Annotated in this window: 26 protein-coding genes; 3 read left to right on the forward strand and 23 right to left on the reverse strand. The window is 30.2% G+C overall.

Annotation, left to right across the window (positions count from 1 at the left end):
- Nucleotides 1–66 precede the first annotated feature (66 nt).
- Entirely contained in the window at nt 67–294 is a 228-nt protein-coding gene (locus CDH50_RS03405) for a DUF6341 family protein (RefSeq protein WP_100610460.1), read from the forward strand.
- Here the strand turns inward: CDH50_RS03405 and purD are convergent.
- On the reverse strand, nt 289–1,560 hold the full coding sequence (gene purD, locus CDH50_RS03410; protein WP_100610461.1) for a phosphoribosylamine--glycine ligase: 1,272 nt from the start codon (nt 1,558–1,560) through the stop codon (nt 289–291). The two genes, CDH50_RS03405 and purD, sit on opposite strands and share 6 nt — an antisense overlap.
- 90 nt (nt 1,561–1,650) lie before the next feature.
- Here purD and CDH50_RS03415 point away from each other — a divergent pair, with 90 nt between their 5' ends.
- Complete coding sequence (locus CDH50_RS03415; protein ID WP_100610462.1) at nt 1,651–2,952, forward strand: phenylacetate--CoA ligase family protein; 1,302 nt, start codon at nt 1,651–1,653, stop codon at nt 2,950–2,952.
- Here CDH50_RS03415 and CDH50_RS03420 read toward each other — a convergent pair.
- The 21 genes from CDH50_RS03420 to CDH50_RS03525 all read right to left on the reverse strand — a co-directional run bounded on the left by CDH50_RS03420 (nt 2,936) and on the right by CDH50_RS03525 (nt 25,573).
- Nucleotides 2,936–3,715 (reverse strand): glycosyltransferase family 2 protein, encoded by a 780-nt coding sequence (locus tag CDH50_RS03420; RefSeq protein WP_100610463.1) that lies wholly within the window; start codon nt 3,713–3,715, stop codon nt 2,936–2,938. The genes CDH50_RS03415 and CDH50_RS03420 overlap by 17 nt on opposite strands.
- Nucleotides 3,716–3,776: 61 nt before the next feature.
- A complete protein-coding gene (locus CDH50_RS03425; protein WP_100610464.1) occupies nt 3,777–4,763 on the reverse strand; it encodes a UDP-glucuronic acid decarboxylase family protein in 987 nt (328 codons plus the stop codon).
- Nucleotides 4,764–4,785: 22 nt separating this feature from the next.
- Complete coding sequence (locus CDH50_RS03430; protein WP_100610465.1) at nt 4,786–6,138, reverse strand: exopolysaccharide biosynthesis polyprenyl glycosylphosphotransferase; 1,353 nt, start codon at nt 6,136–6,138, stop codon at nt 4,786–4,788.
- A gap of 115 nt (nt 6,139–6,253) precedes the next feature.
- Nucleotides 6,254–7,471, reverse strand: coding sequence for a glycosyltransferase (locus tag CDH50_RS03435; RefSeq protein WP_100610466.1), 1,218 nt, complete (start codon nt 7,469–7,471; stop codon nt 6,254–6,256).
- Entirely contained in the window at nt 7,468–8,007 is a 540-nt protein-coding gene (locus CDH50_RS03440; protein WP_100610467.1) for a putative colanic acid biosynthesis acetyltransferase, read from the reverse strand. The genes CDH50_RS03435 and CDH50_RS03440 overlap by 4 nt, the downstream gene beginning before the upstream one ends.
- 14 nt (nt 8,008–8,021) lie before the next feature.
- Nucleotides 8,022–9,110 carry a glycosyltransferase family 4 protein gene (locus CDH50_RS03445; RefSeq protein ID WP_100610468.1) on the reverse strand — a complete coding sequence of 363 codons (1,089 nt, stop codon included), beginning with the start codon at nt 9,108–9,110 and terminating at the stop codon, nt 8,022–8,024.
- Complete coding sequence (locus tag CDH50_RS03450) at nt 9,076–10,353, reverse strand: O-antigen ligase family protein (RefSeq protein WP_157804931.1); 1,278 nt, start codon at nt 10,351–10,353, stop codon at nt 9,076–9,078. Before CDH50_RS03450 ends, CDH50_RS03445 begins: the two co-directional genes overlap by 35 nt.
- 8 nt (nt 10,354–10,361) lie before the next feature.
- Nucleotides 10,362–11,066: an SGNH/GDSL hydrolase family protein gene (locus tag CDH50_RS03455; protein WP_100610470.1), complete on the reverse strand. Its 705-nt coding sequence runs from the start codon at nt 11,064–11,066 to the stop codon at nt 10,362–10,364.
- Nucleotides 11,059–12,330 carry a hypothetical protein gene (locus CDH50_RS03460; RefSeq protein WP_157804932.1) on the reverse strand — a complete coding sequence of 424 codons (1,272 nt, stop codon included), beginning with the start codon at nt 12,328–12,330 and terminating at the stop codon, nt 11,059–11,061. The genes CDH50_RS03455 and CDH50_RS03460 overlap by 8 nt, the downstream gene beginning before the upstream one ends.
- 132 nt (nt 12,331–12,462) lie before the next feature.
- On the reverse strand, nt 12,463–13,779 hold the full coding sequence (locus CDH50_RS03470; RefSeq protein ID WP_100610473.1) for a hypothetical protein: 1,317 nt from the start codon (nt 13,777–13,779) through the stop codon (nt 12,463–12,465).
- Nucleotides 13,772–14,611 carry a methyltransferase domain-containing protein gene (locus tag CDH50_RS03475; protein WP_100610474.1) on the reverse strand — a complete coding sequence of 280 codons (840 nt, stop codon included), beginning with the start codon at nt 14,609–14,611 and terminating at the stop codon, nt 13,772–13,774. Before CDH50_RS03475 ends, CDH50_RS03470 begins: the two co-directional genes overlap by 8 nt.
- Nucleotides 14,612–14,722: 111 nt before the next feature.
- Nucleotides 14,723–15,772 (reverse strand): GDP-L-fucose synthase family protein, encoded by a 1,050-nt coding sequence (locus tag CDH50_RS03480; RefSeq protein ID WP_100610475.1) that lies wholly within the window; start codon nt 15,770–15,772, stop codon nt 14,723–14,725.
- Nucleotides 15,773–15,910: 138 nt separating this feature from the next.
- Entirely contained in the window at nt 15,911–17,029 is a 1,119-nt protein-coding gene (gene gmd / locus CDH50_RS03485; RefSeq protein WP_100610476.1) for a GDP-mannose 4,6-dehydratase, read from the reverse strand.
- A 13-nt stretch (nt 17,030–17,042) separates the two neighbouring features.
- Complete coding sequence (gene rfbD / locus CDH50_RS03490) at nt 17,043–17,867, reverse strand: dTDP-4-dehydrorhamnose reductase (RefSeq protein ID WP_100610477.1); 825 nt, start codon at nt 17,865–17,867, stop codon at nt 17,043–17,045.
- An 8-nt stretch (nt 17,868–17,875) separates the two neighbouring features.
- Entirely contained in the window at nt 17,876–18,421 is a 546-nt protein-coding gene (gene rfbC / locus CDH50_RS03495; RefSeq protein WP_100610478.1) for a dTDP-4-dehydrorhamnose 3,5-epimerase, read from the reverse strand.
- Entirely contained in the window at nt 18,421–19,287 is an 867-nt protein-coding gene (rfbA, locus tag CDH50_RS03500; protein ID WP_100610479.1) for a glucose-1-phosphate thymidylyltransferase RfbA, read from the reverse strand. The genes rfbC and rfbA overlap by 1 nt, the downstream gene beginning before the upstream one ends.
- 84 nt (nt 19,288–19,371) lie before the next feature.
- The gene (gene rfbB / locus CDH50_RS03505) at nt 19,372–20,415 is read right to left on the reverse strand and encodes a dTDP-glucose 4,6-dehydratase (protein ID WP_198513426.1); all 1,044 of its coding nucleotides are present in this window, start codon (nt 20,413–20,415) and stop codon (nt 19,372–19,374) included.
- Between the two features lie 3 nt (nt 20,416–20,418).
- Complete coding sequence (locus CDH50_RS03510; RefSeq protein ID WP_100610481.1) at nt 20,419–21,468, reverse strand: hypothetical protein; 1,050 nt, start codon at nt 21,466–21,468, stop codon at nt 20,419–20,421.
- A 13-nt stretch (nt 21,469–21,481) separates the two neighbouring features.
- Nucleotides 21,482–23,173 (reverse strand): DUF6909 family protein, encoded by a 1,692-nt coding sequence (locus CDH50_RS03515; RefSeq protein WP_100610482.1) that lies wholly within the window; start codon nt 23,171–23,173, stop codon nt 21,482–21,484.
- A gap of 28 nt (nt 23,174–23,201) precedes the next feature.
- Complete coding sequence (locus CDH50_RS03520; protein WP_100610483.1) at nt 23,202–24,704, reverse strand: GH3 auxin-responsive promoter family protein; 1,503 nt, start codon at nt 24,702–24,704, stop codon at nt 23,202–23,204.
- Complete coding sequence (locus CDH50_RS03525; RefSeq protein ID WP_100610484.1) at nt 24,704–25,573, reverse strand: M23 family metallopeptidase; 870 nt, start codon at nt 25,571–25,573, stop codon at nt 24,704–24,706. The genes CDH50_RS03520 and CDH50_RS03525 overlap by 1 nt, the downstream gene beginning before the upstream one ends.
- Nucleotides 25,574–25,692: 119 nt before the next feature.
- Here CDH50_RS03525 and tatA point away from each other — a divergent pair, with 119 nt between their 5' ends.
- A complete protein-coding gene (gene tatA, locus CDH50_RS03530) occupies nt 25,693–25,878 on the forward strand; it encodes a twin-arginine translocase TatA/TatE family subunit (protein WP_100610485.1) in 186 nt (61 codons plus the stop codon).
- Between the two features lie 61 nt (nt 25,879–25,939).
- On the opposite strand, the gene CDH50_RS03535 is transcribed toward tatA, so the two are convergent.
- Nucleotides 25,940–26,917, reverse strand: a complete 978-nt coding sequence (locus CDH50_RS03535; protein ID WP_100610486.1) for a DUF4837 family protein — start codon at nt 26,915–26,917, stop codon at nt 25,940–25,942.
- Between the last annotated feature and the right edge of the window lie 9 nt (nt 26,918–26,926).

The following is a 26,926-nucleotide window of genomic DNA, read 5'->3' on the forward strand; positions in this document are numbered from 1 at the left end:
TTTTATCTCTAAATATTTTTATATAAAAGTTGCATGTGACCAAAATAAAACAATAAAAACAAACACATGAAAGATTTCTTTTACGCTATACAAGATTTATTTGTTGATGTACTTTTTGCACCTTATGATGCCTTAAGAGCATTAGAACTTGAAAACTGGTTTTTAGCCAATGCTTTCTCTTGGATTTTCCTTATTATTGGCTTTGTTGCCATGGTTTATTGGATGATTCAGCTTAAAAAGTTCAATGACAACAACGAAGAAGATAAAAGTATTTCTTCGCACTCTTTTTTATAAGTCGAAACCAATATCCTTACGATAATACATCTTATCAAAATGTAGTTTTTCTATATTTTGATAAGATTTTTTTATGGCTTCTTGGTAAGTGTTACCATAAGATGTTATTGCCATAACACGCCCTCCAGAGGTTACTACTTTACCCTCTTTTAATTGAGCACCCGCATGAAAGGCTATAGAACCTTCAATGGCATCAATACCTGTAATTTTCTTACCTTTTTCATAATCTTCAGGATAACCGCCAGAAACTAACATGATGGTTGTTGCCGCACGTTCATCAATTTCAATATTGATTTTATCTAAGGTTCCGTTCGCCATCGCTTGAAGTATTTCGACAAAATCATTTTTTAATCTTGGTAACACAACCTCAGTTTCGGGATCGCCCATGCGCACGTTATATTCAATCACTTTGGGGTCGTTTCCAACTTTGATCAATCCGATGAACACAAAACCCACATAAGGCAAATTATCTTTTTTAAAACCGCTTATCGTTGGTTTTACAATACGTTCTTCAATTTTATTAAGAAATTCGTCCGTAGCAAAAGGTACTGGAGACACGGCTCCCATACCCCCTGTATTTAATCCCGTATCGCCTTCGCCAATACGCTTATAATCTTTAGCTGTTGGCAATATTTTGTAATTTTTACCATCCGTCAATACAAAACAACTTAACTCGATGCCATCTAAAAATTCTTCAATCACCACTTTGGTGCTTGCCTGTCCGAATTTAGAATCCACCAGCATACTCTTCAATTCCGCTTTAGCTTCATTTAAACCATTCAAAATAACAACACCTTTTCCCGCTGCCAAGCCATCTGCTTTTAGAACGTATGGCGGATTTAAGCTTTCTAAAAACGCATAACCTTTTTCAACGGTTTCTTTGGTGAAACTTTCATAAGCTGCCGTTGGAATGTTATGTCGGAATAAAAATTCTTTAGCAAATTCTTTACTGCCTTCTAATTGTGCAGCGGCTTTTTGCGGGCCTATAACAGAGATGTGCTTAATGGCATCGTCATTTAAAAAGAAATCGTGAACACCAAGAACCAAAGGGTCTTCTGGGCCAACCACAACCATATCAATATGTTTATCTAAAACCAGTTCTTTTATGGCATCAAAATCGTTTACACCAATATTCACATTGGTTGCTATAGTTGCAGTTCCAGAATTCCCTGGAGCGACAAATAATTGTTTACATAACGGACTTTGAGCGATTTTCCAAGCGAATGTATGTTCCCTTCCGCCAGAACCTAGAATTAGAATATTCATTGTGATTTCTATTTTATGTGGTGCAAAAATAAAATTAATGAGCCGAATTCAAGAATATTTTTTATTTACTTTACAAAAATTACTTTCAGCTTGAAATTATTTGATCTTTCATTAAAATTTAATGGCTTCCCCATAGAGAAAGCTAAATCTACTTTGAAAGCTATTCAAAATGAAAAGAACTTTTCAGATTATGTTGAAACAAAAAAGCAAGAGATTGTTTCTTATCATTTAAAGCATAATCCGTTTTATAAAACTTTCGCAAAAAACATCAACGTTATAGATTGGAATACTATTCCCGTAATGACCAAGCGCGATTTACAACAGCCATTGGCTAATCGTCTTTCGGAAGCTTTTTCAAAAAAAAGCGTTTACATCAATAAAACATCGGGCTCCTCTGGTGACCCGTTTATTTTTGCAAAAGATAAGTTTAGTCATGCCTTAACATGGGCTGGATTTATGGATAGATATAACTGGTATAATCTAGATTTTAACACCTCTAAGCAAGCCCGTTTTTATGGGATTCCATTAAATAAAACAGGTTATTACAAAGAACGCATTAAAGATTTTTTAAGCAACCGTTACCGATTTTCAGTGTTTGATTTAAGTGATGCCCAACTTGAAAAAAACCTGAGAAAATTTGAATCAACCAAATTTGATTACATCAATGGTTACACAAGTTCCATTGTTCAATTTGCGAAATTTTTACAACGAAAAAACATAATTCTAAAAAATGTATGCCCAACACTAAAAGCATGTATTGTGACTTCTGAAATGCTTTTTGAAGATGATAAAGAATTATTAGAAACGCATCTTGGAATACCTATAATTAATGAATATGGAGCTGCCGAATTAGGGTTGATAGCCTTTCAAAATAAAAATAATGAATGGATAGTGAATAATGAGGATTTATTTATTGAAATTCTAGATGAAAACAATCAAGTATTGCCTAACGGACAAGAAGGGCGTGTGGTTATTACGTCGCTTTATAACAAAGCACATCCATTTATCCGCTATGATTTGGGTGATATGGGAAAACTTTCAAAATCCAGCACACCCAAAAAACCCATTCTTGAAATATTAATAGGCAGAACCAATGATATTGTTGTATTGCCTAGCGGAAAAAAAGCAGCTGGACTAACCTTTTACTATGTAACTAAAACCGTTATTGAAGATGGTGGAAATGTGAAAGAATTTATTATTGAACAACTTAAAATTGATACTTTTAAAATAAGCTACACCAGCAGGGAAGCGCTTTCTGAACAAAAAATTAAGGCTATTAATAATGCCATTGAAACCTATTTAGAATCTGGATTGACTATTCAATTTGAAAAAAAAGAATCTTTGGAAAGAAGCAATAGGGGCAAGCTGAAACAGTTTAAATCGTATTTATAACAACAGTTTGCCTAGATTTTATGAAAAAGTGTTCAAATAAAAATATGAGCATGAAGTAAAGAGATTTTATGGTTGAAAATCCCAATCCCTTCTTATAAACCCAATAGTTATGTTTTAATAAATTTATTTTATTTGATGACATAGAGTCTTTTCTAACACGATAATATGCCAATGATTCTTCCATGCCTAAAGCTGGTTTCCCAGACTTCTTAATAACTGCTAACCATAATAACCAGTCTTGGCGTTTTTGTAAATTAGGAGATAAGATTTTACCCAAGACTTCAACATTGTAGATCCCTGTTAAATTGCCTACATAATTGCTTTTTAAAAGTTTTTTATATGGTAGTGTTTTTAAGGCTTGTACTTGAGTATTTAAAAAAGTGCCGTCTTCATTCATTAAATCGTAGCTGCTAAAACACACATCACAATCGTTGGAATTCATAAAAGCCAATTGGGTTTCTAACTTTTTTGGCTTCCATACATCGTCACCGTCTAAAAACGCTATATAAGCTCCTTTAGCGGCTTCAATACCTTTATTTCTGGTTATGGCGGCTCCAAGATTAGTTGAGTTCTTAATAAGCTTTATATTGGGGTGTTTGCTAATTAATTTCTGGACAATTATAAAGGTATTGTCGGTTGAACAATCATCTATTAAAAGCAACTCCCAGTTTGGGTAGGTTTGGTTGATAATACTGTTTATGGTTTCTGAAATATAAGCTTCAGAATTAAACATAGGCGTTATGATAGAAACTAAAGCGTTCAAAATGAAGGTAAAACAAGCGGTGGATATGATTAAATATAATCCACCGCTAAGTTTTTATATCCTATTTGGTTGTATAATTAGAAAAATCTTTGTGTTCGCTTTTGTAAAGCTCTTCTTCTGTTAAGCTTTTAAAGTAGTCATAGGTGATTTTCATGCCTTCAGCCCTACTTACCTTAGGCTCCCAGCCTAATAATTTTTTGGCTAACGATATATCCGGTTGCCTTTGCATGGGGTCATTGACCGGTAAATCTTGATAAATCACTTTTTGCTGCGTTCCAGTTAACTTAATAATTTCCTCGGCAAAATCCTTAATGGATATTTCATGGGGGTTTCCAATATTTACTGGATGATCGTAATCGCTTAATAACAAACGATAAATACCCTCCACCTGATCATCAACATAACAGAATGAGCGGGTTTGGGAGCCATCACCAAAAATAGTTAAATCTTCACCCCTTAAAGCTTGCCCCATAAAGGCCGGAATTACTCGTCCATCATTAAGTCGCATTTTCGGCCCATACGTATTAAAAATACGCACAATACGTGTTTCTAAACCGTGAAACCTATTATATGCCATTGTTATGGATTCTTGAAAACGCTTCGCTTCGTCGTAAACACCTCTTGGACCTATGGTATTTACATTGCCATAATAATCTTCGGTTTGTGGATGCACTAATGGGTCTCCATAAATTTCAGAAGTCGAAGCTATTAATATACGTGATCTTTTTGCTTTAGCTAAACCCAATAAATTGTGCGTGCCTAATGAACCCACTTTTAAAGTTTGGATAGGTATTTTTAAATAATCAATGGGACTAGCTGGAGAAGCAAAATGTAAAATATAATCTAGATCGCCATCTATGGAGATATGTTTTGTGACATCATGGTCTATGAATTCAAAATTCGGATTATGCTCCAAATGTTTAATATTCTTTTTATCACCCGTGATGAAATTGTCCATCCCAATCACGTAATAGCCTTCCTTTAAAAACCGGTCGGTTAAATGCGACCCTAAAAAGCCAGCAGCCCCAGTTATTAATACCTTTTTCATAGTGTGTTGTGTTATTTAAAATTTAATATGCTTTTTCTTCTCCTTGAAATATGTTCATGACCGTTTGAATAATAATATTTAAATCCATTAGTAACGACCAGTTTTCGATATAAAAAACATCATATTTAGTTCTATTTATAATATCTTCCTTACTTTCTATTTCGCCCCTATAGCCTTTTATTTGGGCTAACCCAGTAATGCCAGGTTTCACAAAATATCTTACCATGTATTTTGATACTGTTGATCCATACATTTCATTTTGTTTCCATAAATGCGGTCTCGGACCAACAACAGACATTTGTCCAAATAGCACGTTAAAAAACTGAGGCAATTCATCTATGCTGGTCTTACGAATAAATTTACCGATGCGTGTGACTCTTGGATCATTTCTTGAAGCTGAGTTTTCAGTAAATGTGTTAATTGTCATAGATCTAAATTTATAACATCCAAAACCTTTTTCTTTTATTCCAGGACGGTCTTGTCTAAAAAAAATAGGCCCTTTACTTTCCATAACAATCAAAATTCCTAAAATAGGTATGAGCCAAGATAAGATAAAAATTACTATGAATAGAGAAAAAAACACGTCAAAAATTCTTTTAACGGCTTTATTTATGGGTTCCTGAATGGGAATTCTTCGAAGCGATATTATAGGTATATAATCATAGTACTCATACTTAAGTTTTTTTGAATATATATCCTTATTGTCTGGAATAAATTTTAATTCCTTTAAATTATTGTCCGCAAAATCTATTAGCCTATTTATTTGTTTGTTAGAAAGCTCTGCAATAGAAACATAAATTTCATCAATATCATTTTCAATAATAAATTTAAAACATTTTTGCAAAGAAAAATCATCTTCATTTAAAATAAATTGTTTCTTAAATTTAAATCCGAAATGGAGTTTTTTATTAAAAATGTAAATCAACTGTCTGGATTTATCGGTATCACCAATGACAACAACATTTCTATAATTGCCTAATTGAGTTGCCCGATATTTATTCAAAAGAAAATATAGGGAAATTTTAAAAAACGACACAACGGCCAAAGCAAATAAAAAATAATTTCCTAAAGCAAACCTACTTATATAAGGCTGTTTAAAAAAACCTATAAATGCATAAAGAATTAATGCATAAAATACGAATTGTACCAATATTAAAGTAACAATTTGAAGAATTCGAGTGTACCTTTGGACTTCATAAAATTTATTTTTAAATGCTATGATTATCCAAAAAAAAGTTATGTAAACAGAAAACAAATAGGTGTCAGTAATTAATGTTTCAAATAAAAAAACAGATCCATTTATAACCACCAAATCTATTAAATACGAAAATGGCTTTATATAATCTGAATTTCGCTCTTTTTTAAATATATCCAATTTAATCTTAATTTTATCGTATTACACTTTAATCTTTAATTTTGAATTAAAAATTATCTTTTTTAATTCAAAATTAAAATATGTTTAACCCTAATAGACCGTATTAAATTTCATTTTAAATTAATTGAGAAAGCTTAATTTCAAAACTTGACAAAACCTTATCGCCTGAGAATTTCTCAATTATGTATTTTCGTGCATTTATTCCTTTTTCCAATACTGATTTTGGCTCCTTTATTAAATTATTAATTATTGATATACACATATCAATATTATTATTTTCAATATAATATCCTCCATTGGATTCTTCAATTATAATTTTAACTTCTGAATTTATATTTCCGGTAATTAAGGATGGTTTTCCACTTGCCATCATCCCTAATAACTTTGAAGGCATCACAGAATCAACAACTTCACTTTTCTGAAATAAAATATGTAAATCGGTACTACATAAAAGATCAGACAGATCATTATAATCAACAGGAGGGTAATATTTCACATTGTTTAATGTCTTTATTTCTTTACATAACCAGTTTTTCATTGCACCATCACCAACTATAATAATATCAACTTCATATCTATTTAATTCATGGGCGAACTTTAAAAAAAATTTCCAATCTTGTTTATCGCCAATATTGCCAGAATATAAAATTTTAAATCTTTTTGAGGTTAAATATTTGTGAGTAATGGTATTAGAAGGATCTATTTTACTGTGGTCAATCCAGTTTGGAAAGTAAAAAGACTTAGTCTTGGATTTACTTTCCAATTTATTAAACATCCTATTACTAATTGTACTATTTATATCTCCCTTATTCAATAAAAAAGATTCTATTTTAAATAAAATCTTAAATACCAGTTTTTTTATAAAACCTTCCTTTGATGAAATACCAGTTTCTTTAGCAGCGTCAAATTCAAAATCTTGAACATGATTCCATAACATTGCTCTACATTTAACTTTCAAAATCCACCCTAGTAAAATTGTACTGGTATATGGAACAACACATATTACTAAGTCACATTTTTTTATTTTAATAATGTTAAAAAAAGACCCCATCGTAAAATCCATAATTAATAAAATTCGTTTAAAAAAAGTTGGGTTAGCAGGAACATATTGTTTGTATCTAGACACATTCGTTTTATTTATTTTTTCATAAAAAAATGTGCTTTTGCTTTTATAATTATCTCTAATTTTCCATTGAGGATAATTTGGGAAACCAGTTATCACGTTAACTTCATAACCTTTACTTTCCATGTATTCAACCATTTGTAGGTTATACAAACCTATAGCTGTATCCTCAGGATAATAATAAGCAGTTATTAGGGTTATTTTATTCAATCTCTATCTCTTATAGGTTTAGCAGGGTTACCAATACATATTTTATTTTCAGGCAAACTATTAAAAACACTACTTCTTGCTCCAACAATAGTATTTTTCCCAATGATTACTCCTGGTGCAACAAAAACATCTGTAGCCAACCAACAACTATTTCCTATTGTTATTTTTTCTGAAAAAATAGCGAAATCCTTATTTCTATATTTATGAGAACCCGTGCAAAGGTATGATTTTTGTGACACAACCGTGTTTTTTCCAATCTCTATTTCTCCCAAACTGTATAGAATTACATTATCTCCTATCCAACTATAATCTCCTACAATTAACTTCCAAGGATATGTAATCTCAACTGTTGGTCTAATAACTACACGTTTACCAATTTCAGCTCCAAATACTCTAAGTAAAAAACGTCTCCATCCATAAAATATTTGTGGTGAAGTTTTAAAAAACAAAGCGTAAACTAGCCACCATAATTGTACGGTAAATTTTGATTTACCCCTAAAATTTTTTGGAGTTTTATATAAACTTAAATCTTGCATAATTTTATATATGATTAGCTATTAAAAATATTTTCAAGGTTTTTTATAAAATTATGAACTGTAAATTTATTCTTAGCAAGGTTTTTATTTTTTATACTTATAGTACCGTTATTATCAAAACTACTAGATATTAAAAGTACCTTTTCAACAATACTTAATGGAGATCCCTTATCTACATAATAACCATTTTCACCATCTATAAATACATCTGAAATGCCCGCGTGCTTTGTAGTTAGTATTACATTTCCCGTTGCCATAGCTTCTAATATAGCTATTGGTTGACCTTCCATTTTGTAATATGTTGGCAATATAAAAATATTGCCCCAATTATATAAATCTAGTTTCTCTTTACCTTTTACTACGCCACAGTAATCAACATTTTTTAATTTGCTTAAATATTCATTTAATAATTCTCTTGAGTTTTCATCAATATTACCCGCAATTTTAGCCTTAAAAGCTATTCCTCTTTTATTCATTAGTATAAATGCGTCTAATAAATCGAAAATACCTTTCTCTTTCATAAGATTGCTTACATAAATTATATTCAAGATTTTTGTGTCTTTTTTTTGAGATGGATTAATTGAATAATCAATAAGGTTATCCTCCACAAAGTTGTTAAGAATATAAATATGTTCTGCATGTAAAAATGGGGTTAAATTTCCTATTAATGATTTAGATAAAACAATGCCCTTATTTGTTAAATTCAATATCTTAAAAAATATTTTCTTTTTTATTCCTTTTAATAATTCATATTGTTTATCTAAATAGTTACCATGAATATGTAATATCAATTCTTTTTTAAAAAGTTTTGAAATCAATATGAAAATCAAATACTTCAAAACACCAAAAAAAGTTTGCCCTGGCGTAATATATATTATATCATTACGAAATACTTTATATGCTAAAAAGTTTACTTTAATAAAAAAATAAATCTTTTTAAAAGAAAAACTTCCATGTATCTCTTCAAATTTCGGATAGGCTGTATTAATATATTCTATTTTGAAATTTCCAGATATTTCAATGTTTTCAATAATTACTTTATTTGCTAAAGAAACACCTGTTGTTGGTTCAGGTATTGGTCCTATTAGTAATACTTTTTTCATTGTTTTTTGAAATATTTATAAAAGCTAGATAGTTGATAAAAAAAGAATATAGAATAACTCCGTTTTGTCGATCGAGAATGTTTTCGAAAAACATTGTTAACATAAATAATAAAATTATGGAAAGCGAAAAATAATCATTCTGCAAAAAAAACAACCTAAAATTAAACCCTAAAGAAAATAAAAAAATAATTAAACCAAATAAACCGCTGTACAATAAAACGCCAAGATATTGATTATGACTGTTATAATTTCCAATATAAAGAGTAGTTGATAACTGTTTATAACAATCTTTAAGTTCAGCTTTTACATCACCTATACCATATCCAAAAAGCAAACTTTTTTTGGACACAGATAAACTACAATCGTAAATATAATAACGAATACTTGTTGAAGAAAAATCTTCTACTCTCTCATAGCTTTTAGGGTCAACCACTTCTCTAAATCTTTTTAAAGTATCCGCAGAAATTTGTACAATTACAATACCAATAATTCCAATAAAACTAATGGTGTATAAAATGGATTTTATAGAAAACCTACTCTCTAATATAACTCTCGTACAAAAAACAAAAATAAAAGATATTAAAATTCCTTTTCTTGACATTATTATTACTGCAACTAATTGAAATAAGAAACAAACTAAAATTATTATTTTGTATGTTTTTTGTTTGTTTCTTATCAAATCTGGTAGCATAAGCATTGATAATGCTATTGCTAATGATAGATAAATGGGATGGTCCGACATCCAAAAAAAATTAGTGTCTAAAAAAGTTAAAAACGGATTTATTAAAATTTTAGAGTCGTTCGAATCAAAATATGATACAGCACAAACCAAAATCAATAGTGATAAAATAGTACATGAATAAAAAAAACTTTTAAGAAATGTCTTTTTACCGCTGATTATTTGTGTCGATATTACTTCATTAGTAGAAATAAATAAAAATCCAATTGGTAATACCAGTAAAGAAAGTGTCGTTTCTAATAAACCAAAACCTGCTTTAAAGTTTTCAGTGTATAACAAACTAAATAAATATGTTATATAAAGTGTCGCGTTTATTAAAATACTGTTTATTGGGTTTGCCCTATTATTATTATAAATATTATAAAAACTAAAAACTAAAAATAGAATTACTAAAAAACCTTTAATATTAAAAGGTAACAAAACAAAAGTACCAATTAACATAAGTAAGTACTTAGTTAGGCTGGCTTGTTGTTTAGCTTTTATATTGTAATATGATAACTTCAAAAAAAATATTATAAATCAGTATTGAAAATTTTATGTGAAATTAAATCTTCATAAATCAAATTAGCATAGATATAATGTCCCATTTCATTTGGATGGACACCATCCGGTATTATTGATTTATAAAAATTTATATCAGTGGTCTTCATTAACATTTTGTTAGCAATATCAATTATAAATAAATTTTGTGATTTTGCAACATCCAACCATACTTTTGATGTTTTATCAATTATATTGTTATATATTCTAAAATCAATTTGATTTACTTTATTCAATAAAATAAGAATAATTTTTGCTTCCTTATCTTTGCTTTTTATGGATACAATCATGCTTGTCAATGCTTCTTCAATTTCTTGCGTGGTAAGTTCTGTATCATTTAAAGCAAATTCCAGGAATATATAATCGTATTTTCTATTGAGCACCCTACTATATTTCTCTTCATTTGCCATTTTAGAATTCCATCCAGGAAAACCAAGATTCTCAAAAGAATAAACAACATCATGATTTGCCCACCTTTGCAATCGGTCGCATACTATCCACATGAATGCGTTATAAGGCCTGCTTTCATTTACTCCTGTTCCTCTAGTAGTAGATTCTCCATACCATAAAACATTCTGCGTTCTTATTTGTGCTATTAGAGAGTAATGTGAGAAAAACACAAAAACACCTATGAATATTTTAAAAAGTAATCTAATGACCTTTGTATATCTATACATAATTTCTTCTTTGTATTTCTATATTATTTAAGCAACCATATAATATCCAAAAAAGAGGCATAGTCCATAAAAAAGAGGCTGCTGGCATTGAATATATTACCCAAAAAACAAAAAACAAATTACAAAATATTTTTTGGAAGTCTTCTTTCTCATTTAACACCAAAACAAAAGACTTATACGTCATTATTAAAATATTAACTAATAATATTAAACCAAAAATACCATATCTGAATATTAAAGCAAATGGAAGTAGATGAATATTATGTACTTTTTCAGAACCTAATAGTGCTGAACCCAAAACGGAGGCATCTTTATAAAAAACCGCTCCATTAATTACACCCCCTGAACCAGCTCCAAAGAAAAAAGAAAAAATATCTTGGGTCCAAAAGGTTAATACTGCTTGAGCTTCCAAAAGTCTTTGGGTTATTGAGGTAAAAAATGGATTTGAATAATCAATTCCATACTTAAAAATAATTAGAACTTGATTTATTCTATAACCAATATTACTTGAAGGATTTATAAAAGTTAAAAGCCCTTCTAGTATTTGAACTTTTATTAAAAAAAGGAAAATTGATAAGGCAAAAGCAAATAAAACAACAGATTTTATACTAAAATACTTTCTTGAACTTCTTAGAATAAGTATCAATATCATAATGAACAAAACGATAACTTGAGTTCTATTTGATGATACCACAATTAAAAAATAAGGAATTGAAATTAAAATAGCATATAAATAGTTCTTTTTAAGAAGATTAATGTACAATAACACAACCATTACAACCATTAAAACGGAAGACAATTCCAAACCAAAAAATAGATATAAAACAGAAATGATTATTAAAACATTAGAAATTTTATTAAAAAATGAATTGTTTAAGTTAACAGTATCGATTGGGCGACTTCTAACAATATAAAATAATATTGAACCAAAAAAAACATAAACTGAATCTGTAATAATGTATAATAAAGGATTTTTATTAAATAGGCCTATAATTAATGCTGTACAGGAAATAACAAACCAAAAGAGCATCAAAAAATCCACTTTAAAAATTCTTGAAATTCTACTTATTTTTATTTTGAGGTTTAAAAAATCATTAATGAAAAAAACAAAACAAAAGAGTATTGTTCCTATCCTCTTAAATGGAACTAATGAAAAAGCATGCATATTAGAAAAGGATAATGCATATGTAAATATTAGTTCAAAAAATAAAAAAAATACAATAAACCTATATTCTTTTACATTTATTTTTGTTAGTGAAAGCATCTCGTTTTTATCAAGTACTTATTTAAAAAAATTGTAAGATAATTCTTCAAAAAAGATTCAAATTTAAAATAATTAGTAGAAATAATAAATACGTATGTTTATAGATTTTCGAGCTAATATATAGATTTTAGATCATAACAATTGTTTTTTATTCAACAATAAAAATATAACTATATAAATAATTTCAACAATAAATGTTATTAAAATGGAAATATTATTACTGAAATAAATTTTGAAAAATAGGTAATTACATAATAGAAAACCATGAATTGCTATAAAAACAAAATAGTTTTTTATTTTAAAATCTTTATAAATCTTAACAAAAAATGAAGCAAACAAAACAGCTTCACCTATAAGCAGCGATATAGCAATACCTATTTTTGAAAATTCTGTGAATGATAAAATTAACATACATAAGAATGCGGATATTAAACTTAAAATATAACTTTCAAAATATATTTTATCTTTTTTTAATACAAGAGATCTTGCCATTGAAGCAAGAATTATTGATGCTAATAAAATTGAAAAACCAAGAATTTTAAAATTGATTATTAAATAATTATCAACATTAGAAAACATTAATGATAAAAATTCTTTACCATAAAAAGTACTTGTTATAAAAAAAACAAATCCAATAACAAAAATAATCTTGTTTAAAACCCTTACTTTTATTTCATCTGTCAATTCATTGTAAAAAATTTGAAAAACTAACCTTTGTACGCCTTTAATCAATATATATATTTTTAATATTAAATAGCTATTGGCAATTGAATATTTATCATAAAAAAAAGCCGCAAAAAAGAGTATTCCAGATTCTAAAAAAACAATAGCAATATCCGTCAGACCAATTTTAAATCTACTGATATATTTTTTATAAAAATTTTGTTTAAAAACAAATTTGTAATTAATCTTTAAAAAAACATATGTTAAATATCCTGATATTAAAATTGAAAAGGCAAATATTACAGTATAATAAGTCTCAGAAAAATAATTAAAAAATCCAAAAATTAATAATGTAATTGATGGTATCAATATTCTTAAACAAGAAGCTATCGTTGCATAAATTGATAATCCCTTAGCATAAAGAGCATAATTTACATTATATGATATTAATGGGGCCATTAACAACAGTAAAAACACATTATTTCCTGTTAAAAAATAACATAACACACCAATAACCGAAAGAATCAACCCAAAGCTAATTCTTATATTTTGTGTTTTAGCTACTATACTCTGCCAATTAGAATTTATTGATATATCACGGGTAGCAATTTGAAGTATACCAAACGCCAATATTGAAGTTATAACGTAAAATCCAGATTCTAATAACGCAATCTTCTCTATAAAATCATTGCTGACATTTTTCTTTGTTATATAAGAAATAGCAAAAATTGAAATTAATTGAGTAAGTATTGAGAAATTGAAAACAAGGAAAATTTTTTTAACCAATTTGTTTTTTCTTTAATACAAAATATACGTTTTGCGGATATAATTTGTTGAATTTGTTTTTTGTAAAATAAGTCACATTATTTTCAAATAATTTCGACAAAAACTTATCAAATAATAAATAACTTCTATAATAAAAAATTGGGTGTTTTAAGAAACGTCCAACGGTTTTATTAAAAAAAGTTGTTAAGGTGAAACAATAACTTTCTGAAACTATTTCAAAGTTATTTTTTTCAATTATTTCTTTAAAAATATGTTTAGGAATTCCTCTTTCGTTTTTCGTCAATCCATCTCTTTTATTTCTCCAATCACCCATAGAAATTATTGGTTCCCTTACTAAAAAATAGCCTCCAAAATCTAAAACACGATAAATTTCGGATATAACAAACGACACATTAGGGATATGGTGCAGCACCCCAAATGAAGTAATTAAGTTAAAATAATTGTCTTGATAGTCCATCTTACCTGAAATAGTTGGTGTTTTGTAGTTAATATCTACCCCACTTATTTTATTTGTTCTAAGATTATCAGAAGGTTCTAGTATATGTAATTCCTTAATTTTATTCTTAATTGGTTCAAATTCATGACCTCCAGCTGCTCCAATGCCTAAAACTTTACTAAAAAGATTTTTATCTTTTAAGAAGGAAAATCCATATAATAAATTTAGATTATGATAATGATAAACGTTATTACTTAACTCTTTTAACTCTTCAGAATCTAAATTAGAATACCCCTCCTTTTCCTCACTAAACCATTTGTTAATTTGGTCTATGTTAAAATCATCACCATGTAATAATTTACCTTTTAAACATTCGTTAATGTAATCTTCGCTCATAATTTTTATTGTTTTTTAAACCAAAATAGTTTATTAATTAATATTCTTAGACTAACTTTTAATACTTTGCTTAGTGCATAAAATATTGATTAATTAAATTATGTGTCAATTTTAATTTATTTGTTTATACCACTTGTAAATCCTTTCAATACCTTGTTTTAATTCTACAGTATGTTTCCACCCTAAAGAGTTCAACTTAGAAACATCGGTTAGTTTTCTCAATGTTCCATCTGGCTTTGTATAATTAAAGACTAAATCACCTTTAAAACCAATAATTTCTTTAATGGTTTCTGCAAGTTCTTTAATAGAAATATCTTCTCCTGTACCTATGTTTATGTGCGTGTTTCGTATTTCTTTTTCAGTATTGCTAAAAGTATCTTTAAAATCCCGATTTTCCATTATAAACACACATGCTTCTGCCATATCTTCGCTCCAAAGAAATTCTCGCTTAGGTTTTCCTGAGCCCCAAATTTCAACACTTGTTGCAGAGACACCAAATTTGTTTAAATAGTCTTTAGCTTCTTCAATTGTGTTTAACCTTAAATCTGCAATAACCTCATTATTTTTACCTTGGTGCAATAATTTTGCTAAATGAATTTTTCTTATTAAAGCTGGTAATACATGTGATTTCTCTAAATCAAAATTATCATTGGGGCCATATAAATTGGTTGGCATTACCGAAATAAAATTAGTTCTATATTGCAAATTATAACTTTCGCACATTTTTATGCCTGCAATTTTAGCAATGGCATATGGCTCATTGGTGTATTCTAGAGTATCTGTCAATAAATACTCCTCTTTCATAGGTTGGGGCGCATTTTTAGGATAAATACAGGTGCTTCCTAAAAACAACAATTTTTTTACGTTATGAATATAGCTTTGATGAATAACGTTGTTTTGAATCATCATGTTTTCATAAATAAAATCGGCTCTGTATGTGTTATTTGCTACTATACCCCCTACTTTCGCTGCTGCCAAAAATACATACTCTGGTTTTTCTTCTTTAAAAAAATTTTCTACGGCAACCTGATTTGTTAAATCAAGCTCTTTATGGGTTCTTGTAACAATGTTATTATATGCTTTCTCCTGAAGATTTTTTAAAATGGCACTTCCTACCAATCCTCTATGTCCAGCAATGTATATTTTGGAATCCTTATTCATAAATTTCACTCCTATTCGTGCTAAATTTAAATTCTTTATCTCTACAAAGAGATTACTTCACAATGATGTAAAAATCATTGATAAGTTTGTTCAGTCTACAAATAGCTATCTGGACACTTTGCAATAATGCTTGGATAACTATTCAAAATAATTTTTGATTTTATACCCACCTTCCTTAAGGTATTGTTGCTTTTCCATGAGTTTAATGTCGCTTGTCATCATGTCTTCCACTAATGCTGCTAAATCATATTTAGGAATCCACCCTAGTTTTTCTCTAGCTTTGGTAGCGTCTCCAATAAGTAAATCAACTTCAGTTGGTCTAAAATACTTAGGGTCAACCGCAACAACTTCTTTTCCAATTTCCAACTGATACTTTTGATTATGGCAATGTTGGATATAGGCTTTCTCATCAACCCCTTTTCCTTTAAACTCAAGTTCAATTCCTACATGGTTAAAACACATCTTCACAAAATCTCTAACAGTTGTTGTTTTTCCTGTAGCAATAACCCAATCTTCTGGCTCATCCGCTTGTAAAATCATCCACATCATACGAATGTAATCTTTAGCATGTCCCCAATCTCTTTGTGCGTCTAAATTTCCAAGAAAAATTTTTTCTTGTAACCCTAAAGCAATTTTTGAGGTTGCCCTGGTTATTTTACGTGTTACAAATGTTTCTCCTCTTATTGGTGATTCATGATTAAATAATATCCCATTACAGGCATATATCCCATAAGCTTCCCTGTAGTTAACGGTTATCCAATAAGCATACATTTTTGCAACAGCATATGGGCTTCTTGGATAAAATGGCGTGGTTTCGGTTTGCGGAACTTCTTGCACTTTGCCGTATAATTCTGATGTAGAAGCTTGATAAATCCTGGTTTTCTTTTCCATTCCTAAAAAACGAATGGCTTCTAACAATCTCAAAGTTCCTATCCCATCTGCATTAGCAGTATATTCTGGCATTTCGAAAGATACATGTACATGGCTCATGGCTGCTAAATTGTATATTTCGTCTGGTTGTACTTCTTGGATAATTCTTGTTAAGTTTGTGCTATCAGTTAAATCGCCATAATGAAGATAAAAATTTCTATTTTCTACATGAGGGTCTTGATATAAATGATCTATTCTATCGGTATTAAACATAGAGGATCTTCTTTTTAATCCATGAACTTCATACCCCTTATTTAATAGAAACTCACTTAAATAAGCGCCATCTTGTCCTGTTACACCTGTAATTAATGCTACTTTCTTTTTCATGTAGTTGTTTTTATTAATTTAATAAAATAGAGTTTTTAGGTCGCTTCGCAAAAGTAGCATAATTACTAGTTTTTACAAGTTTAGTCTTGCTATTTAATTTATTTTCTGACAAGATGTCTTTTGCGAAATCGTACCACGTCATCACTTTATCATCAGAAACGTGTTTTAATCCATATTCTTTTGACTCATTAACAATTATATTTATAATGGCTTTTGCTAAACTTTCGGTATTAGTTGGACATCCTATTTGTTCTGTAGTAATAGACAACTCATTTTTTGTTTTGGACAATTCTAAAATAGTCCTGTAAAAATTTTTGCCGTATTTTTTACTATATAACCAAGAAGTTCTAATTATAAAATAGTTTTGTAATATTTCTTGAATATACTGTTCCCCCAATAATTTAGATTTACCATATTCATTTATCGGGTTTGGTAGGTCTTTTATTGTATATGGAGTTTCCTTTTTACCATCAAACACATAATCTGTTGAAATATGAATTAATGTTGTATCATATTCTTTACATACAAGGGCTAGACTTTTAACAGCCTTGGCATTAATTTTATAGGCTAAATCAGGCGTTCTTTCGGCTTGTTCCACATTGGTATAAGCTGCACAATTTATACAATAATCAAACTTATACTTCTCAAAAAAAATATCAATCTCTCGTTTGTTAGTAATATCTAATTCAGATTTAGAAGTAAAAGTGAAATCAAAAGCACTATTTCCAGCATATAATTCTTGTATGGTCAGTCCTAATTGCCCATTGGCTCCTGTTACTAAAATGGGTTTTGGATATTGGGCACTGGATATTTGGGTGTTTAAATCAGGGGCTTTCATACGAAAAGTTAAAAATTTATCTTTTTAAAAGGTGGTAGATTCAAATCTTTTTCTGACATAACAAGTTCTTCAAGATTTAATTTCCAATCTATATTTAACGAGCTATCATTATAAATAATCCCTCCCTCAGATGCTTTATTGTAGAAATTATCACATTTATAAAAAAAAACAGCCGTATCACTTAATACCACAAAACCATGTGCAAATCCTTTTGGGATAAACAATTGCTTTTTATTGGCTTCTGATAATTCTAAGGATACATATTCCCCATAAGTTGAAGAATCTTTTCTAATATCAACGGCAATGTCTAAAACACAACCTTTAATAACTCTCACTAATTTTGCTTGGGAATGTTCCCCTTTTTGATAATGAAGTCCTCTCAGAGTGCCTTTTATGGAAAAAGATTCATTATCTTGAATAAAATTAATATTCTGACCAATTAATTTATTGAAAGTCTTTTGATTAAAGCTTTCATAAAAATAGCCTCTACTATCTTCAAAAACTGTTGGTTCCAATATAAAACAGCCCTTTAATTTTGTTTCTTTTACTGTCATTATTTTTTATTAAGTAAGCCTAATAAATTTTTACCATAACCACTTTTTAATAAAGGTTCTGCTAAATTTTTAAACTGATCTTCATTAATATATCCCATTTCATAAGCAGCTGCTTCAATAGATCCTATTTTGAGCCCTTGGCGTTCTTCAATTACCTCAACAAATTGAGAGGCTTGCATTAATGATTGGAATGTACCTGTATCTAACCATGCCGTTCCTCTGTCTAAAATGCTTACATTAAGCTTTCCTTGTCTTAAATATTCTTTATTGATATCTGTAATTTCGAGTTCTTCTCTATGGCTTGGATGTATACCTTTTGCAATTTTTACAACAGAATTATCGTAAAAATATATACCTGGTACAGCATAGTTTGATTTGGGGTTTTCTGGCTTTTCTTCAATAGAAATAGCTTGTCCACTAGCGTCAAACTCAACCACACCGTAGCGTTCTGGATCATTTACTCTATAGGCATAAATAATGCCCCCGTTTGGATTATTGTTCGCTTGTAACAATTTTGCCAAGCCGGTGCCATAAAATATGTTGTCTCCTAATATAAGTGCTACTTTATCTGTTCCAATAAAAGCTTCTCCAATAATAAAAGCTTCTGCTAATCCATTAGGTGCTTCTTGAATGGCATATTCAAATTTACAACCATACTTTTTGCCGTCACCTAATAACTCTTGAAATAATGGCAAGTCTTTGGGTGTGGAAATGATTAAAACTTCATTGATTCCCGCATACATTAATGTAGAAAGCGGATAGTAAATCATGGGCTTATCATAAATTGGCATTAATTGCTTACTAATCGATAATGTTAATGGATGTAATCTTGAGCCAGAGCCTCCTGCTAATACGATTCCTTTCATTTTTTATGTTTATTGATTTGTGTTGGTCACCTAAACATCAAAATATTTTCTATTGCTAAAATATTTTTGCTCAAGGATGTTTCATTAACCATACTGCTTTTCATAATATGATTGATATTCCCCACTCGTTACATTAGCAAGCCAATCTTCGTTACTTAAATACCAATCGATGGTTTTGTTTAATCCTTCTTCAAAAGTTACCGATGGTTTCCAACCTAACTCTTTGTTGATTTTTGAAGCATCAATAGCATATCTTAAATCGTGTCCAGGCCGGTCTTTCACATAGGTTATCAATCTTTCTGAACTGCCTTTTTTTCTACTTAACTTTTCATCCATTTGCAGGCAAAGTAATTTTATCAGATCAATATTCTTCCACTCATTAAACCCACCAATATTATAGGTTTCTTTGTTTTTTCCTTTATGAAAAACTAGATCAATAGCAACAGCATGGTCTTTTACATACAGCCAGTCCCTTGTGTAATTCCCATCACCATAAACAGGTAATAATTTATTGTTTATGATATTATTGATGAACAACGGAATTAATTTTTCTGGAAACTGGTTCTGACCATAATTGTTAGAACAATTTGTAATGACATAAGGCATTCCATAAGTTTCTCCATAAGCTCTTACAAAATGGTCTGAACTGGCTTTTGAAGCAGAATAAGGCGAATTTGGATCGTAAGATGTAGTTTCGGTAAACAATCCTATTTGTCCTAAAGTACCATAAACCTCATCCGTGCTAATGTGGTAAAACAATTTGTTCTCAAAGTCATTTTCCCATAAATTTTTAAAGGCATTTAAAAGAATCATCGTTCCAATAACATTGGTCTTAACAAACGCCAAAGGGTCTTTTATAGATCTATCAACATGAGATTCTGCTGCTAAATGTATAACGCCTTCAAACTTAAATTTTTTGAACAAATTATTAATAAAAACTTCATTGGTAATATCTCCTTTTACAAACGTGTAATTGGGTTTGTCTTCAATATCCTTTAAATTTTCTAAATTACCGGCATATGTTAAAGCATCTAAATTAACAACATGATAATTTGGATATTTTTCAACAAGTAATCTGACTACATGTGAGCCAATAAAACCTGCTCCACCAGTAATTAAAATAGTCATGATTTAATTTTTTTTATAATTCTTTAGATAGGTATTCAATGACAAGATGACAAAAACAAATAATGACAAAATTAACATTCCACATGGTACAAGAAACTTATAACTTTTAAAAATACCTTTTTCTTTGACTCCCTTATTAGGGAAATCGGAAATAACATTTAATATACTAGATTTATTGGCGCGTTCTTCATTAAGTTCTACTAAGCTAGATTTTAATTCTTCTATTTTATTTATTAAAGCAAGTTCTTTATTCTCTTTGCCGCCATTTTCTCCTAGATTAATGGACGTGCCTTGCATAGGACGTGCAGCCTCCTTTTCCATAACTCTTTTATAAAGCGCTTGCAAAGAATCTATCTCGATAATTTGTTTGTGATAAAGTTCTTCTTGAAATTCTATATTAGTACTATCTGTCTCTTTCTGAAGCTTAAAATAGTTGTTATTTGAAATAGAATTTATAATTATAGGTTGAATCTTTTTTGCGATGCTATTATTTGTTGCTATAATTGAAATGGAATGAAACCGCGCATCAAAAGAGTTGAAATTTTCAAGATACGCTTTCATGTCTATAGCTTTTCGAGTCGTTGTATCAAGACTACGTACAAACCTATCAAATAATTGTATTTTTTGATTTTCATCTGAATACGACTCTACTTTAAACTGTTTTATCGCACTGGCTTGCTTTTTTGTGATTTTGAAAACATCTGCCAAAGCACTAGAATCTTCTGCACGAGCCAATTCATTATAAAAATCTATATTGTTGTACAACTGCTGTACACTATTAAAATTTGGCTCTACCACCATTGTGGAAACATATTTTGTTTTTTTGGTCATATCTAAATAAAGCCCTATGGCTATACCTAAGACTCCAACAATAATAAGTTTTATAAAGTTTTTTTGGAGAAAAAGCAAAAAGAGTATGATAACGCCAAATACGCCTTTAAAAATACTGCCTATGAACTTAAAAAAACGGTCAAAGGCATTGCCTATTAATTTAAACAATTGTCCTAAATCTACTTCTTCAGACTGTTGTGGCTGTGGCAATTCTTTACTCATAATTCTATAATTGTTAGTTGAATAGTTGTTCTAATATTTTTCTTGTTATAAGATAGGTAGGTCTTACGCCCGTAGTCCCTAAGCCCCCCGATGCCAACGTACTTCCAGTTTCTAATGGGTTATCACTGGCGTAATAGGCATATCTTACTTTCACATCTGGACTAATGCTTCTTCTAACTTTAGAAGCCGCTTGGATGGCTTTTTGGTAATGTGCACCTTCCATTTCCAAACCAATAACATTCCATGTTGAATTGTAAAAGAATTTTAAAATGTCCTTGTTTTGAAGCGATGTGCCTAAAACCGTAATCATAGAGCCTTCATAAACATGAATGCCTTGACCTTCTAAATCTTCTTTTTTTAATTCATTTGTAAACGGATAATTATCCGCTGTGCCTTCAAAAATATGGGCCGATGGAATCATGATATCTCCTTTGCCTCCTTCTAAAATACCTGCTTTTCCCATAATGGAAATGGATTCAACATTTAAAAGAACTTTAGTGCCTTTTACTTTATATGGTTTTAAAAGCTCGTCAATGGTTTCATAAGCCTGCTCTCCAAAAGCATAATCCATGACCAAAATAATAGGTTTTTTTGATTTTAAGGCTTCATTATTCGCTTTTATATCAATCTTATCAAAATCTATTTTACTGGTGTCAAAAATTTGGACATCTATATTAGTGCCTGAAGTATCTTGAATAAAAGTCATACCACTTTCTAACGCTGTTACAGTCACCTTATTTCGAATATCTTGATTTTCCTTTTTACTAAGCTGCTCATAGACTTCATAAACATCTTTATTTGGAAACTCTGTTTTTAAAGCTTCAGGAGCAAATAAAGTATTCATAACACTATGCATGTTGGCACTTATTATATGAATGGGTCTTTCTAACAATCCGTTCTTATGTAGTGTCTCCTTAATGGAATCTGCCCAAATTTCGCCATGGATATGATGACCAATGCGTTCTCTTAAAACAGGACTAAATGTAATTGTGCGCTTATTTTTATCAAGTTGTTCTTCTATGGCTAATTTACCTAACCAATATACAATATGCAACAAGCGTTCTGGTTGTGATGGTGTTGCAAAACCACCGTAAGCGGCTGTAAGTTCATTAAAGGTTCTCCCTAAAATATTAGCCGTATGAGTAATGGCGACTTCCCGTTCTGGTTGCGTAAGTTTCTTTTTTGTTAAAACCGCTTTTTCCAGTTTTTCCCAATCTCTGGTAATGACACCTTCCTCCTCATGTGCAAGAACACGGTTGCTAATTTTATGGGATTCCACAAAAAGAAAGGTAAGATGCGTTAAAATATCATAGATTTCAGAGCGCCCTCTGGTAATCTCAATATTCATTTGCTCATCATCAATTCTATAACAATTCCGTTTTCTTTTTTCAGGAATAATAGGTTTAAAATGCGAATTGGAGTAGCCTTCATCGCTTGTTAGATTAATGAACGTACATTCTTCAATACCTTGAGGCAACCTATCAATCACATAAAGTAAGCCTGCTAATTCTGCTTTTTCTTCACCTATGGAACCGTAAATTTCTGGTCTTAATAGCAACAAGGATTGTCTTAATGTGTCGCCCGAAATACCCATAGGTTTATAAAACCCTCGGTTAAATAAATGGCGCATAGTTATATACATCCTTTCGATAGCATTTGAGCTTTCTTGTGCCCTTGTTCTTTCGTGATGTTTTTTATTTTTCATAACTATTTTAAACGCTATAAAGGTAATACTATTTACACAAACTTGAGTGAGGAAAAGCCTCAACAATTTTCCTATCGTTAGATAAACGTGGGATTTTATTTTGTCCGCCCAATTTTCCTATGGACTTCATATAATCTTGAAATCCGTCTTTTTTTACCTTAGCTATTTTAAGTGGCTGTAATACATTGCCTTGTATTAAATCAAAATAATACGCATTTTGCTTTTGAAGCGATTCGTCAATTTTTTTGGCAAAATCTAAAAGGTTTTCTGGTTCATTTTCAAACTCAATAAACCATTCGTGATAAGGCAATCCAATTTCAGGATTTATTTGAGGCGCCACCGTAAATTCTGAAACCCTTATATCTGTATTCTCCGTTGCTTCTTGCATGGCCTGTTCAACTTCTTTGCCAATAACATGCTCTCCAAAGGCAGAAATAAAATGTTTTATTCTACCAGATACAATGACTCTATATGGTTTAACAGAGGTAAATTCAATGGTATCACCTATATTATAGGCCCATAGCCCTGCGTTTGATGAAATTATCATCACGTAGTTTACACCAATTTCAACATCTTTTATGGTGATTCGTACTGGGTTTTCATCGAAAAATTCGTTAGCTTTAATAAACTCATAAAATATGCCCGAATTAAGCTGTAGCAACATGCCCTTTTCATTCTGTTTATCTTGATAAGCAAAAAAGCCCTCACTAGCTGGATACAATTCTATACTATCAACTTTTCTACCAATAAGGTTTTCAAATTTGGCACGATACGGTTCGTAATTAACGCCTCCAAAAATAAATAAATTGAAATTTTTAAAAACGTCACCGACTTTTTTTCCTGTTTTTTTATGAATCTTCTCAAAATACATTTGAACCCAAGATGGAATTCCAGAAATAACCGTCATGTTTTCTGGCAAAGTTTCTTCAACGATGGCATCTACTTTGGTTTCCCAATCTTCAATACAATTGGTTTCCCAAGTGGGCATTCGATTTTTTTGCAAATATTTAGGAACATAATGTGCCACTATTCCTGAAAGTCGACCTACTTGAATACCATTTTGCTCTTTCATGATGGGACTTCCTTGTAAAAAAATCATTTTTCCATCCACAAATTTGCTGTTGCCTGTTTCGTTAATGTACATCAAAATGGCGTTCCTAGCAGATTCTACATGGTAAGGCATGCTTTCTTTAGTGATGGGAATGTACTTTGTTCCAGAGGTTGTACCCGATGTTTTAGCAAAATATAAGGGCTTTCCTTTCCAAAGAACGTGTTCTTCTCCTGCAACAACTCTATCAACATAAGGTTTTAACTGTTCATAATCCCTTATTGGTACCCGTTTTACAAAATCATCATAAGACTTTATGGTTTCAAAATGATGATCCTTTCCAAATTGGGTCTTTTTTGCTTGGTCTATTAAGTTTTTAAAAACAAGTTTTTGTGTTTCAATGGGATTATTTGCCCATTTTTGAACACTATTGTAGATGCGTTTTGCAAATGGCCTTGCTAGGACAGATTTTATTGATAGCATTATTTAAAATCTATAAAGTTAGTTGGGTTTATGGGGTAACCGTTATTCCAAAGTTCAAAATGCAAATGAGGACCCGTAGTATAATCGCCCGTGTTTCCAGATGTGGCAATAACTTCTCCTGCTTTAACCAAATCACCTTGTGTTTTAGTTAAAGACGCGTTGTGTTTATAAACCGACAATAGTCCTTGGCTATGTTCTAAAATAATAACATATCCCGTTTCGGCAGTCCATTCTGCGAAAATCACAGACCCATCAGCAGTAGCTTTTATAGGTGTGTTTTTAGCTACCACCAAATCTACCGCATAATGCCTTTCCTTTAAATTATAAGGCTCGCTTATGGTTCCATTTACTGGGGGAAATAAAACAAAATTTGTTCCTGATTTTGCAGATTCAAACAAATTGTATTTATCTTCTTTGTCCACTTTTTCCCTCAAAATGGAATCTTCTTGATTAGGCCTTAAATCTACTTGATCAATTTCTAGTTTAACTGCTTTAATAATCGAATCTTTATTAAAATCTACCTTACTTACATCGCCTTGCAATACTTTTTTTATAGATTCATAATACTTATCATTCATACTTATGATTTGTTGTAGTGAATCTGCTGTAAACGTAAGTTCGGTAGCTTGTTTTTTTAATGCTGTAGAAGAATAGCCTGGTATATATTCTCTTAACGGCGTAAAAGCTATTAACATAAGGGTGGCTAAAACCAATAAAATAGCCGATAAAGAAACCAAAACAAACACATTTAGTCTTGTAAGTTTTAAAGATATTCGTTCTTCAAATGTGTCCTCATTAAGAACAACCAAACGATACTTATCTAGTAGTTTTCTCTTTAATTTTTTTGGTTTTTTTTTTCTTTCATCCATCTTAATAACAAAATTAAATAAAATTACATCAAAGCATCCTCATTCTTTATGCTAAAGTTATGTTAGAAACGATTTAATTAAAGTTAAATTATTAACTTTGTTCTTTAAATATATTCACTATGAGCTTATATATGTTACCATTGGTTATTGGTGCTCCACAAATTATATTAATTGTGGTAGTTATTTTGTTATTGTTTGGGGGTAAAAAAATTCCTGAATTGATGAGAGGTCTTGGAAGTGGCATTAAAGAATTTAAAGATGCTAGTAAAGGTGACGATAAAAAAAATGAGGAAGAGAAAAAATAATATGTAGCTTTTACAAAAAAGCCCAACATTATATAAAATGTTGGGCTTTTTTTGCTATTAATTATTGGATTTTAATGGATCTTATGATAGCCTCCAATTCAAACATGAGATCTCGCTTTTCAACAGAAGGCGCATATGCAAACCCTTCGGCAATTACCCATCTATTGTTTATTTTGTCTTCAATAGCATAGTTTATAAATGGCCCTGCCATAACAGCGTTATGAACATCCCACATGCCTTTAGTCTCCAATGTTGGTTTATTATCTAATATGGTTTCTGTATTAAAGGGTGTATAGGCGTTTTCAGTAGTCATATAAGAACCTTCAACAGGACCTTCAATGTGTTTTTTGCCTACGGAGTCCCTTATTCTTATAATTTGATTGATTATACTATCATTTCTTTTAATATCGTTATAGGGCAGTTCGTAAAGCAAAAGACATAAGAAACCTATGTCCGTATCTCTTCGAATCCAAAAGAAGTCATTTTCATTTTTTGCAATTCTATAAGCTGTTGTAAAATTTATATTTAATTTTAACTTCTCTTGAATTGATTTGGTATTGAATAATACTTTTCTAATCTGTTGTTGTTTGTGAAATATTTCAATGTTTTTAAATGTACTAATAATTTTAGATGCGTTTTCATTGATTTGATCAAAGACATCTTGATTATTTTTTCCTGAAATAGTAATAACTCGTTGAGGCTTTGCATATACATCGTTATTAAAGGAAATCGATGATTCATTGCCAATTTTAATTATTAGAACTGTTCTGTTTTTTGTTACAAAACCAGAAAAAACTTGGGAAGGTATCTGATTGATGTTAAAAGTTGGTTCATCTTGCGGTAGCCCATAAACAGGTGATGCTAATGTATTTCTGACAGCTTCTCCAATAGTACCATTCCACAAATCGTTATCTACAACAACTGAAACTTCGTTTATTTTTCCCGTAGAATCTAAAAACATCTTATCATTGGAAGATTTACCATCTTTACATGACAAAGCAAGTAACAATATACATGTAACTAAAAGAACTTTTTGCATAATAAATAT

Origin of the sequence: Confluentibacter lentus (assembly GCF_002806995.1) — a bacterium.
Classification (GTDB): Bacteria; Bacteroidota; Bacteroidia; order Flavobacteriales; family Flavobacteriaceae; genus Confluentibacter; species Confluentibacter lentus.